The 12,338-nt window shown below is 54.3% G+C and carries 9 protein-coding genes and 2 tRNA genes; 7 read left to right on the forward strand and 4 right to left on the reverse strand.

Features of this window, described 5'->3' with window-relative positions; translation table 11 throughout:
• Nucleotides 1–592: 592 nt before the first annotated feature.
• A complete protein-coding gene (locus ACTNBU_RS11360; protein ID WP_441034056.1) occupies nt 593–1,417 on the reverse strand; it encodes a MerR family transcriptional regulator in 825 nt (274 codons plus the stop codon).
• Nucleotides 1,418–1,811: 394 nt separating this feature from the next.
• Between ACTNBU_RS11360 and ACTNBU_RS11365 the strand changes: the two genes are divergently transcribed.
• The 4 genes from ACTNBU_RS11365 (at nt 1,812) to ACTNBU_RS11380 (ending at nt 7,234) form a co-directional block, all read left to right on the forward strand.
• Nucleotides 1,812–3,017, forward strand: a complete 1,206-nt coding sequence (locus ACTNBU_RS11365; RefSeq protein ID WP_441034058.1) for a M20 metallopeptidase family protein — start codon at nt 1,812–1,814, stop codon at nt 3,015–3,017.
• Nucleotides 3,018–3,101: 84 nt separating this feature from the next.
• Nucleotides 3,102–4,706, forward strand: coding sequence for a M20/M25/M40 family metallo-hydrolase (locus ACTNBU_RS11370; RefSeq protein WP_441034060.1), 1,605 nt, complete (start codon nt 3,102–3,104; stop codon nt 4,704–4,706).
• Between the two features lie 257 nt (nt 4,707–4,963).
• A complete protein-coding gene (locus tag ACTNBU_RS11375) occupies nt 4,964–6,466 on the forward strand; it encodes a hypothetical protein (protein ID WP_441034062.1) in 1,503 nt (500 codons plus the stop codon).
• A 309-nt stretch (nt 6,467–6,775) separates the two neighbouring features.
• Entirely contained in the window at nt 6,776–7,234 is a 459-nt protein-coding gene (locus ACTNBU_RS11380; RefSeq protein ID WP_441034064.1) for a 5-formyltetrahydrofolate cyclo-ligase, read from the forward strand.
• Nucleotides 7,235–7,349: 115 nt separating this feature from the next.
• On the opposite strand, the gene ACTNBU_RS11385 is transcribed toward ACTNBU_RS11380, so the two are convergent.
• On the reverse strand, nt 7,350–7,745 hold the full coding sequence (locus ACTNBU_RS11385; protein ID WP_441034066.1) for a transposase: 396 nt from the start codon (nt 7,743–7,745) through the stop codon (nt 7,350–7,352).
• An 858-nt stretch (nt 7,746–8,603) separates the two neighbouring features.
• Between ACTNBU_RS11385 and ACTNBU_RS11390 the strand changes: the two genes are divergently transcribed.
• The 3 genes from ACTNBU_RS11390 to ACTNBU_RS11400 all read left to right on the forward strand — a co-directional run bounded on the left by ACTNBU_RS11390 (nt 8,604) and on the right by ACTNBU_RS11400 (nt 11,414).
• Nucleotides 8,604–9,716: an amidoligase family protein gene (locus ACTNBU_RS11390; RefSeq protein WP_441034068.1), complete on the forward strand. Its 1,113-nt coding sequence runs from the start codon at nt 8,604–8,606 to the stop codon at nt 9,714–9,716.
• A complete protein-coding gene (locus ACTNBU_RS11395) occupies nt 9,716–10,660 on the forward strand; it encodes a class II glutamine amidotransferase (protein ID WP_441034070.1) in 945 nt (314 codons plus the stop codon). The genes ACTNBU_RS11390 and ACTNBU_RS11395 overlap by 1 nt, the downstream gene beginning before the upstream one ends.
• A gap of 196 nt (nt 10,661–10,856) precedes the next feature.
• The gene (locus tag ACTNBU_RS11400; RefSeq protein ID WP_441034072.1) at nt 10,857–11,414 is read left to right on the forward strand and encodes a hypothetical protein; all 558 of its coding nucleotides are present in this window, start codon (nt 10,857–10,859) and stop codon (nt 11,412–11,414) included.
• Nucleotides 11,415–11,877: 463 nt separating this feature from the next.
• On the opposite strand, the gene ACTNBU_RS11405 is transcribed toward ACTNBU_RS11400, so the two are convergent.
• Nucleotides 11,878–11,953 (reverse strand) — tRNA-Met (locus tag ACTNBU_RS11405).
• Nucleotides 11,954–11,964: 11 nt separating this feature from the next.
• A tRNA-Leu gene (locus ACTNBU_RS11410) sits at nt 11,965–12,051 on the reverse strand.
• Nucleotides 12,052–12,338 lie beyond the last annotated feature (287 nt).

Raw genomic sequence — 12,338 nt, forward strand, 5'->3', positions numbered from 1 at the left:
CCTTTTTGCGCCTGACTGCGGTTGGGCTCTGGACTACGATTTTGACCTCGGCGAGCTGGTCATTTTTCCGAGATTTCCAAATGTTCCAGCCATTCAGTAGACCCTAATTACAAGTATTTTTGTGAGATTTTTACGAATTACGAGATTTAATTTCTCTTACGTTATGCGCCAACATCCTGCTTGGCACGCCATCAAGCATACCGCAGTTGTTTCCAAGGGGTTAGTGCATTTCTATGGCAATGCCGCACAGAAGAAAGGTGTACAATATAACCGTAATAATGGTACGATAATCCTATGAATAAGCAGATAACACTGGCCGCATTCAGCGATGGACTGGCAAATGTACGGACGAAGAAAAAAGAATTCCTTGCGCAGACCGCCCCCAGAATGTACGGACAGCACAAAAAAGACCCCTGAGTAGGAAACCGGACCGCACCAGGAAAACCGGTCAACAGATAAGAGGCCTCTGGCGCGGAAAAATGACAATTCTGCATCAGAGGTCAGAGCCTGTCCGAATGAACACATGCGGGTGTCACAGGGGAGCGTTTCCGGCCCGTTTGGCAGGGGACGGATTGCCGTCTGCGGGCACCTGTTACTTCACAGGTGCCCAGAAGTCATAGTACGCCATGTCGTAATTTCGGAAGGAGAGAGCCCGCAACATGATCGCTCCGTCCAACTCCAGATGGTTTTCCCTGATGAAGTCCAGACATTTGTAAAACTCGGAGTAGTCCTGATTGGTCATCGCCTTGATGGCCGCGTGAACGCATTTTCGGGGCGGACAGTAGGTAAACACGTCGGAGGGGAAATCTTCCATGGCGTGAAAGTTTCCGTCATCAACCAGGGTCAGTGCATATTGAAACTGCTTCTTGATGCGGTTGAAGCTCTCAAGAGAATGGGCGTCCTCATGAAAATCCACCAGCGTCTGCGGAATGATGAAGGTCAGCTTCGGAACGTAGCGCTGGGTCAGACGGCTGAAAGCGTCCATGGCCGCCGTCATATTGCCGCCTACATCTAGATAGATCATGGGCTCGGACAATTCCACCTGGATCTTGCTGAGACAGTTGATGGTGTTGGTAAAGCTTTCAATATAATCCTTCACTACCGCAATCCTGTTCTCGTAGTCCCGGATTTTCTCCTCCAGCAGCGCATAGTGCCGCTTCATGGTCTCCAGGGAACCCTCAATCGTGCTCTCGTTGATTAGGTAGCGAATGTCCTTCAGCGGCATGTTGGTGCTCCGAAGACGCATGATATAGTCCAGAATGATGAAATCCTCCCGGTTATAAAACCGGTACTGGTTATTCTCGTCCTTTTTTGTAGGCAGGACGCCCATCCGGTCATAAATCCGGAGCGTATCCGTACTGACACCGAAATAGTTGGCCATCTCTCCAATCTTGAAGCAGAATTTTTCCTCCTCCATGCGCGGTCTCCCCCCCTTGTTTGCTGTCATCCCGGGCCGGTGCCGGTCTGCTCAGCTATTATAATGCTTTATGATCCGGTTGTAAATCCGGTGGGAAAGATGAAAACAGGACTCTGCCTGGCGGGTGAAGTCATCCACACTGAGAAAAAATGAATTCAATGGGGCAAAAAAATACAAAACTATTGACTTTTGAGCCGGTCAAAGGTTTATTTTGAAACCAGAAGAGCTATCCGGAGAAAGGCGCGCATGCATTGGCGGCGCAGGAGGGGCGGAGAGCCCGGAGACAGTCTGGGAGCCGCACGCGGGAGCAATGCCGGCCGGGCAGGAGCGCGAAAAGCATGGGGCTCTGCGGCGAAAGACGGAATGCATACTTGGAATCTGAGGAGGCAGAAGGATGAAGAAAATCAACACGGCATTCAAGGAAATCGTGGAGAGGGAGCTGAACGACGGCGTTTTTCAGGAAGTGGTGGACATGCGGCGCCACATCCACATGCACCCCTGTGTCGGCATCTTTACCCAGGAGACGGAGAAATTTGTTCGGGAGAAGCTGGCTGCCTGGGGAATCGGGACGCTGGAGACGAAGACCGGCGTACTGGCCGTGATCCCGGGGAGGTGCCATGAGCAGATGGTGGCCCTGCGGGCGGACATGGATGCCCTGCCGCTGAAGGAGGAAAACGATGTTCCCTACTGCTCAATGTATGAGGGAAAGATGCACGCCTGCGGCCATGACGCCCACACGGCCATGCTGCTGGGGGCAGCCAAAATTATGAAGGCGCATCAGGATGTGCTGCCCTATGACGTGCTGCTGGTATTTCAGCCATCCGAGGAGGGCCCCATCATCAGCGGAGCGGAGGAGATGCTCAAGGAGATGGATGATATGGGCCTGACGGAGAAGATCAGGGTCATGTTCGGACAGCACGTCTTCAATACGGAGAACACGGGAACCGTGGGCACGCGGTACGGCTCGGTCTCTGCGTCCACGGACGTGTTTACATTGAAGTTCATCGGCAGCGGCGGACATTGTTCCATGCCGGAGGAGAGTGTGGATGCGCTGTCCCTGGGAGCCAGATTCGTCACGGAGATGGAGAGCTTTATGTCCCGGCGGATCAGTCCTTTCGATAACGCGGTGTGCGCCATCGGCACCTTCCACGCAGGCACGGCCAACAACATCATTCCGGAGACAGCTACCCTTACGGCATCCATCCGCTGTCAGAGAGAAGCTACCCGGGGACTGATCCTGGATCATGTGAAACGGCTTGCCGAGGGCATCTGCCATGGCTGGGACGCCACCTTTGAGCTGGATGTGACCCGCGGACTTCCCGTTCTGGTCAACGACGAGAACACGACCTCCTATGCCCGGAATGTGGCCGTTCAGGTGGTGGGAGCGGAGAATTACCGGGATATTTCCACCCCCATGATGGGCGCCGAGGATTTTGCGTACTTCGCAGAACGGGTGCCAGCATGCTTCCTGAATGTCGGCACCAGGAATGAGGCAAAGGGATTTACCGCCAAGGCGCATAACCCCAGGTTCGACATTGACGAGGACGGCCTGGCGGTGGGCGTCAAAATGCTCTGCGCTCTGGCGGCAAATGCGGAATAAGCCCGGATATCCGGGAAGAAGACTCTCTGTCGGGCTTCGGGTTGATGGGCTGCTGCAAGACCGGCGGATTATGGAGGTGCCATCATGACGAGAAAAGAACAGATCCTCGGGATCACAAAAGAGCTGGTGGCAGTTCAAAGCGACACGGGAACGGCTATGGAGACCGCAGCGGCGGACTGCATCGGCAGATTTCTGGCGGAGGACGCATATTTCTCCCGGCATCCGGAACTGTGGGGCCTGGAAAAGACAGGTGACCATCTGGGAAGATCCGTGGTGTGGGCGCTGAAAAAGGGGAGAACCGGAAAAGTAGTGATCCTGACAGGACATTACGATGCGGTGGAGATCGACTGCTATGGCGCCCTGAAGCCCTGGGCACTGGACCCGGACGCCCTGAAGGAGAAGATCTTGCAGCGGGAGCTGCCCCCCGCCTTACGGGCGCAGGCGGAGTCTCCGGACTGGATGTTCGGCAGGGCCTCCGCGGACATGAAAGGCGGGCTGGCAATCGGGCTCTATGAGGTATTGAACCTGCCGGAGGACAGCGAGACCGGCATTCTGTTTGCGGCGGTGTGCGACGAGGAAAATCTGTCTGCCGGTGCCAGGAGCATGGTGCCCTTCCTGCTACGGCTGCGGGAGCGCTTCGGCCTGATGTATCAGATGACCGTCATTCTGGAGCCGCAGCTTCCGATCGGCACGGATGACTTCATGATCTACAACGGCAGCATTGGAAAAATGCTGCCGGCCATCGTGGCCAAAGGGCACCTGGCCCACTGCGGCGAGCCGCTGAAGGGGCTCAACGCGGCGCATATGATCGCGGAGATCATCAGCCGGGTGGACATGAATACCGAACTGATGACAGAGGATCAGGGACTCAGCGCCCAGGTGCCCATCGCCCAGACGATGAGAGACCTGAAGACCACCTATGACGTCTCCATTCCTGAGTACGCGGCGGCCTGCGTCAATCTGCTGTTTCTGGGAAAGGACCGGCCCCACGTCCTGCTGGAGAAGGTCCGCAGTCTGGCAGAGACGGCGATGGTCTCGGTGACAGAGCGATACAGAAAGGCGTTCGATCTGGCGCTTTCCAAGGGTCTGGTGCTGGAGAGCGACCGTCTGCCTGCCTATGTGCAGGTCCTGCTGATGGGAGAGCTGGAACAGCTCCTGGCGGAAAGACGTGCCGATTTCGACAGCGTCCGGGAGGAGCTGACGGGCTCCCTGACCGATCAGGTCCGGACCGGCGCCATTACCTTACAGACCGCGGGCATCGCCTATATGAAGGCAATGCTGGAGCTGCTGGAGACGGAGTCGCCGGCGGTGGTCATCGGCATGGTGCCGCCGTATTATCCCTGCGTCAGCAACACTTACTTTGAGAACGACAGCGAGAAGCAGATTGCCTGTGTGCGGAAAACCGTGGAGCGGAAGGGCATGAAGCTCCGGGTCATGCCCTTCTTCACGGGAATCGGCGACTGCAGCTACATGGTCTGCGCCGATCCCGCGGCGGAACGGGAGCTGATGGGCCACATGACCCTTGCCGGAGCCGCCTACGATATCCCCTTTGAGGCGGCCCACCAACTGGTAGCACCCTGCTTTTTCATTGGCCCGCGGTGCAGGGACATCCACCGCTGGGAGGAGCGGGTCTATGTACCGGATCTGACAGAGAACGTGCCGGAGATCATCGAGGAGCTGCTGCGGTAAGCACAGCCGCTGCCCTGAGAAATATTTATGCAGAAGGCCGACTGTGCCCGCTGTGGGGGAACTATTTGCATTGGATAGCCCATCGGAGAGATAACAGTGCAAAATTGTCGGAACTGCACAGAAAAAGCGGCGAAAATTGTCGAAAGGCTCAAAGAACGGAATTCAATATTTTTTCGCTTGACCTTAGATGCACTCCAAGGTTTATGATTTAAGTATGTTCAGCAACTGCCAGCACAACAAATATAGGAGGGATAGATATGGCAAAGACAAAAGAAAAGAAGAAGCTCCAGTTTCCCCATCCCATTATCTTCATCCTGATTCTGAGCGTAATTATGATGTGCCTCTCCTGGGTGGTTCCCGCGGGCTATTATAAGGCCATCGACGCCAACGGCATCATTGCCGGCGAGGAAGGCTACGATGAGACCACGGGTGTTCTGGTGTATGACGAGGAGCACTATATCTCCACCGGCGAACCGGCCAAGATCGGTGTCTGGACCTCGATTCAGCAGATCGTGGCGGGCTTCAACGGAGCCAAGAGCGTTGTCTTCCTGATCCTGGTGGCTTTCTCCACCATCTATGTCATTGAGGCAACGGGCGCCCTGGACGCATTGGTTGCATCCTGCGTCCGAATGGCGGAGAAACGACCGAAAGCCGGCCCTATCATGCTGGTCATCATCATGTACCTGATGGCCCTGTGGGGCGGCACCGGCACGCTGTCCTATGAGGAGATCGGCGCGTTCATCCCCATTTTCCTGCTGCTGTGCATCTCTCTGGGCTATGACCCCATTGTGGCCCTCGCCACCTGCGCCATGTCCATGGGCTACGGTTTTGCTTCCGGATACGCCAACCCCTTTACGACCGGAACCGCTCATAACATTGTTGGACTGACTCCGCTGTCCGGCGCCGGCTATCGTCTCATTGTCCTGGTGGTTACCGTGGGCTTTTTGGCATTCTATACGCTGCGCTATGCCAAGAAGATCAAGGCGGATCCGTCCCTGTCCATCACCGCGGATATCGACTACTCCCATCTGAAGATCGATGAGGAGCGGAAAGCCACCCGCTTTACACCGGTGCGCACCCTCTCTCTGCTGGCCTTGGTGGCCATGGTGGGCATGATGTTCTATCAGCTCATGTTCAAGCGGCAGTACATCGACTGCTGCACCGCCCTGTTCCTGGCGCTTACCTTCATCATTATGATGATCCGCTGGATCGTCCCAGTGATCCAGAATGCCATGGCAGGCAAGGAAGTGGAGAAGGTCTATCTTCCCAGCGACACCATGCGGGACTGGATCACCGGTATGGGCGGCGCCGCTCTGCCCGCCATCATCGTGGGCTTCGGCTACGGCGTCAGCAATATCATGGCTACCGGCGGCATCAAGGACCCCATGATTCACGGCATGGTCGCCCTGCTGGGCAAGACCAATATCTACATCTCCATCGTGCTCATGTTCCTGTTCCAGACCTTCCTGAACTTCTGCGTGCCCTCCGGTTCCGGACAGGCTGCCATTTCCATGCCCCTCATCGGGCCTATCGCCCAGGGCATCGGCATGAATCTCCAGTCTGCCACGCTGGCTTTCAACTTCGGCGACGGCTTCTCCAATCTCCTGTGGCCCACGGCCTACGCGGTGGTCCTCCCTGTTCTGGCGGGGATTCCGGTGGGACGCTACTACAAGTGGTTCCTCAAGCTGTTCCTGTGCACCTGCGTGATCCTGGTGATCCTGCTGGAGATTTCTCTGTTCCTCTGGCAAGGTGTCTATTAAAATCAATCGGACAGCATTCAGGTCTCCGGCCGGATTTTCCGGCCGGAGACCTTTGCTGCAAACTGCGGGAAGCGGCTGCCTGCGAATACGCCGGAAGCTGCACAGTCCTGCGGAATGCTCAGACGCGGAAGCGGGCAGATGGGGCGCTGCCGGACAGCTCCTGCCGGCTGATGTACCGCTGAAATGAAATGGCTGCGTTCCCGGAAGATCAAAGAGCGAGATAGTTTGAGCGCAGAAGCACGCATGGAAAAGTCTGAGAGCATCTGCCGGAAGATCCTCGAATTGGATGCGTGACACCGCGCGAAAACCGTGATGCTCTACAAGTACACACGCGGTGAAGTACAATTGTCCGCTCTTGAAACAGAAAACGAACACGCAGTAGAGAAAAAGCGTTTCGTTTACCCACTGTGTATAGAAAACAGGCATATGCTGGCGATTGCTCCCACAAACTGCAATATAAAAAGTGCGTCTTGGAACTGCGGCGCATTTGGTATCGCAGAGCCAGATCCGGAGCAGGGTAAAATCGTGGAACCCGAGGAGATTGACCTTGTGATCTGCCCCTGCTCATCATTTGACGAGTGCGGCCACCGCCTCGGCATGGGCGGCGGCTACTATGACAGATTCCTTCCCTCTTGCACAAAAGCGACCGTGATTGCCGTGGCTTTTGAGACGCAGAAATCGGAGATGGTTCCTGCCCGGGCATGGGATGTTCCTGTTGAAATGGTCGTTACAGAGCAAAGAGTAATTGATCGTTTGCTACGAAAATAGGTAGCGAGGTCGTGTATCTTGACAAACAGGTTTTCAACGCCTCATGAAAAACCATCGCAGCACAAAAAGCGGCAGGTGAAAACCTGTCGCTGGTCGAAGTATGGAACCGCGAACATTAGTCTGGTGCAACCACAAAGTATCCCAGCTTTTGCAGTTCGTTCACCATGCGGCCGGCCCGTTTTCGTTCGCTTTGTTTCCTGCGGATCTCAAAGCATTCTTCGTTGTAGGGGATTCCTGTCTTCAGCATCGTGTAAATCAACGTCAACAGCTTTCGAGCCAAAGCAATCGTTGCCCGTTTTGCTCCCTTGCGCTGCTTGACTCGCCAGTACCAGCCAGAGAGGTACAGTGTTCGTTTTCCAGAGATGACCCATCCGACTTCGCAGAGCATGCTTTTCAGGTAAGGATTTCCCTTATTGATATGGGCGCTTTTGCGTTTTCCGGCACTCTCGTTGTTGCCGGGACTCAGACCAGCCCAGGAGCATATGTGCTGGGAATCCGGAAATGCACTCATACCCATCCGGACTTCCGGGAGGAGCTGATGCGTTACGCGTCGGAGAACTTCCGGTAAGACGGATGCCGGAACGGCGGGGTTTTCACGGAAACGGGTCGGAGAACGGCAGGCGTCCCGACAGGGACCGAAAAAGGAATGCTCTATACGGTAAACGACACCCAAGGGCTGAAGTGAACAGAATCGCGGATAGTATACGCGACTCGCATATACTATCAACTACTATACAGGAGTATTCTTTCACGCTATTCAATTTAAAGGTCGCTGTCTCTGGGGTAGTCGCCAGGGCTTACGATGACCATGTCGGCCAGGTAGGGGATGTCAACCGTGTTATGCTCCCGACAGATATGCTGTCGCATTGGAGATAGAAAGCTCTTTGGTAGCATCCGAGTCTCCCTTTAGAATTTATCTTGTCAAAGTAAGCCGGAAGTCGAGTCCTTAACCCCAATTCCTTCAGATCTTATAGGAATTGAAAATCTGGCATTTCCAAGGCGCTCCGAAAAATCGCTCTCACAGAATGCACTGAGAGCGGCTTTTCAATGCACTGCCGTATGATTTCATGTCTTGAGACCAAAACGGCTCACAGAGGCTTTAAACCACAAAACGAGCGATCCGCGGTTTTTGTGGCCATCCAGGCAGGCAAATTGCTGTGGACCAGACCTCGGAATGCTTTCCCAAAAGACAATTTATGTCCCCCAGGCGGAGGATGCCTGCCGAACCGCATTTCTGAAATACCGGCGTCTGTATCATAGCAGGAACGGTCTTCCAATTCGTAAATCCACGGTAAAATGACGATATATTATCTTCCTGAATGACCCTGGATATGCCAGGGCAAAAATCATTGATCAGGAGGATACGATCATGCAAGAACACACCTTTATCTGCTGCCGCTGTGGGCAGCCCCATCCGCTGAGTGAACGCATTTTGATGGACGAGGAGGAACTCTGCGGAGCCTGCGCCAACGAGGAGACCGTGATCTGCTCCCGCTGCGGCGAGCGCATCTACCGGGATGACAACGCCGGAGACGAGAATACGCCCCTCTGCCAGTCCTGCTATGACCGGCACTATACCAGCTGTGACTGCTGCGGCCGCATCATCCATGTTGACGATGCCTACTACCGCAGCGATGACGAGGATTCCCCGCTCTGCTATGACTGCTACACCCACGCCAGACGAAACAGAGCAATCGAAGATTATTACTACAAGCCGGAGCCCCTGTTCCGTGGCGATGGTTCCCGGTACTTCGGCGTGGAACTGGAGATCGATGGAGCCGGTGAGGACAACGACAGTGCCCGCCGGGTCATGGAGATCGCCAACGGAAACGGTCTCGAGAATCTCTACTGCAAGCATGACGGCTCTCTGGAAGATGGCTTCGAGATGGTCACCCATCCCATGACACTGGAGTATCACATGAAGGAGATGCCCTGGGCCGGAATTCTCCGGGAGGCCATCTCTCTGGGCTACACCAGCCATCAGGCCGGAACCTGCGGCCTCCACGTCCACGTGAACCGGAATGCCTTCGGACATACAGAAGAGGAGCAGGACGCGGTCATTGCCAGAATTCTGTACTTCTTCGAAAAGAACTGGGAGGAGCTTCTGAAATTCAGCCGCAGAACGCCCCGTCAGCTGGAACACTGGGCGGCCCGCTACGGCTACAAGGAACAGCCGAAGGAGCTGCTGGACCACGCCAAGAAGGGCGGTCACGGCGGCCGCTACAGCTGTGTGAACCTGCAGAACGCGGACACGATAGAATTCCGTATTTTCCGCGGCACCCTGAAACTCAATACCCTCATCGCCACATTGCAGCTTCTGGACCGGATCTGCGATGTGGCGCTTTTCATGTCCGATGACGAACTGAAGGCCATGTCCTGGACCACCTTTGCCGCGGGCTGTACCCAGCCGGAGCTGGTACGGTACTTAAAGGAGCGGCGGCTGTATGTGAATGAGCCGGTGGAGAGCGAGGAGGAAGTCTGATGTGCTGCCTGTTCGGATTGATGGACTGCCGCGGGTACTTCGGTGCCAAAAAGAAAACCCATATCCTCTCCGTCCTTGCGTCGGAGTGTGAGGAGCGCGGCACGGATGCCACCGGGATCGCCTACTGCACCAACGGCCATCTGAGCATCTATAAGCGGCCAGTGGCAGCGCACAAGCTCCGCTTCCGCATCCCGGGAGACAGCCGTGTCATCATGGGGCATACCCGGATGGCCACCCAGGGAAACGCCGGCAGGAACCGAAATAACCATCCGTTTCCCGGGAATGCAGCAGGCGGCAAATTTGCCCTGGCCCACAACGGCGTTCTGTACAACGACCGTCTCCTGCGGCAGACCAACGGCCTGCCGAAAACCAAAATCGAGACAGACAGCTATATTGCTGTCCAGCTGATCGAGCAGCAAAAAGCCCTCGACTTCTCCAGCCTGAAGTACATGGCGGAGCAGGTCGAGGGCACGTTTACGTTCACGGTGCTGGATGAGCGGGAGAATCTCTACTTTGTGAAGGGGGACAATCCGCTGTGCCTGTATTGCTATCCCAGATGTGGAGTGTACATCTACGCGTCCACGGAGGCCATTCTGACAAGAGCGCTGAATCGTCTGCACCTGCCGCTGGGCAAGCCGGAACGCATGGAACTGAGGTGCGGAGATATCCTGAGAATCACAACGTCCGGACAGCAGGCATTTGCCGCCTTTGACGCATCCAGCATGATCCTGCCGTGGGGGTATTGGTCCATGTGGCCGGATAACCATAAGAATTCCGGCAAAAATCAGACGGCGGAAAAAGAATATCTGGACGAGCTGAAGTCCGTGGCCTGCTGCTATGGCTATTCGCCGGACGCGGTAGACCGGATGATAGCGGCTGGCTTCACCACCGATGAGGTGGAAGAATTTCTGTACGAAAGGGGTATATTCCATGCTGCTCCATAGCGATGACAACAAACAGATTTAATCCCGAAGATCGGTCTGCATAGCAACATGCTATGCAGATCTTTTTTGTGAGGGGCACAAAGGGGGGATCAGGACCTATATAAATAAGGCCCTGATCGTATCCGAAAGATTCTTTCTTTGGTATGATAATAGCAACAGGAGCTCCTCGTAATAAAACACAATAGGAGAAAAGCAAATGCAACACGAAGAAAAATCAAATAAAGCAGGGAACCGCCTGCCAATTAGGACCAGCGGCAGTACCGGCACTGAGAGAAAGCCGTACTATTGTCCATATGGCTACATTGAAGAGGATTATGGTTCAAGCGTAAAAATTGTAAATGCCCGACTTGCCGAATCCGCACCACAAACGCACAGCGATGGTTCCTCCGTCCCCGAACAAAGTTCCGGCGAAATCGTCAATGATTTTAGCCTGATTGAAGGGTCCTATCACATGGCAGATAATTACTCTACCCAGATGGATCTGTGGTTTGACTACGATGTTTCGGGACTGAATGCAGATAATTGGCAATCAGCTTCATCAGAGCCGCTGGAAGTCAAGTTCATGTTTTTGGATGATAGCGGGATTCTCGGAGATGGTGCAGCTGATTGGTGGCCCACAAATGATGAATACCCCCGTTTTGAGGGAGAACTCTATAGTTCATTTGACCCCATCACTATAGAATATGACGGCTATAATTTCATCGTCACTTGCCTCGCTCTGGGGCTTACCGACGCCTCTTTCTTTGCGGACTGATACCAAAAACTCTGATTTTGCGTTTTAAGGCACTGTAAGCCATTTTAGCCATCAGACATGAAATCATACGGCAAGCCTCTTAAAAGCCGCATACATAGCATCCTGCAAGGTCACTTTTTAGCCGGGATTTGTGTAGGAGTTCTGAATACCCAAAAAATGAACGTGGCTTTTTGAGATAAAAAGAGAGATCCGGCGCTCAGGATGGGCGCCGGATCTCTGCTGTTTAGATCTTCATTGAACAAATTTGGTGGAAATCAGACGCTCAAATCAACGAAAACGCAGTAATTTCAAGCGGCAACGTTTATACTTAGCGGATACAGTACACTTCATAATAGAGGTGGGCAGAAAGGGAAAACGAATCCCCTGTGCGCCAAATGTGCGCCAGAACGCTGACAAGTACGATCTCAAATCCGTCAAAAAGTTAAGAAAATCGCCGTATTTCACAAGAAATACGGCGATTTTGTGGTTGCGGAGACAGGACTTGAACCTGCGACCTCCGGGTTATGAGCCCGACGAGCTACCAACTGCTCTACTCCGCGATATCAAATTTTGGTGCCGGTGACCGGACTCGAACCGGTACGGTATTGCTACCAGAGGATTTTAAGTCCGCCGTGTCTACCGATTTCACCACACCGGCAAATCATCAGCTTAATTATAATACCATTCTGCACCCGATATGTCAATAGATGTTCCGAAAATTTCTCCCGAAACTTTTCGACCGGTTTCATCAGATGGCCTGGGGTCCGCGTGGAGCGTCAGAGTGCGCTCCCTGGGTAAGGGCGAAAAACGGCCTGAGAGATCGCTCTCTCAGGCCGCAGGCTGTCGAAAAAGTCGAGCATAGCTGGGCTTTTTCGCATTTATATGGTAAAATAAGCATGGGTGATGAAAGATGCTTGAACGAGGGAAGCTGGATCGTGGAATCGT

The sequence above is a fragment of the Dysosmobacter sp. HCP28S3_G4 genome, assembly GCF_052065175.1.
Classification (GTDB): domain Bacteria; phylum Bacillota; class Clostridia; order Oscillospirales; family Oscillospiraceae; genus Oscillibacter.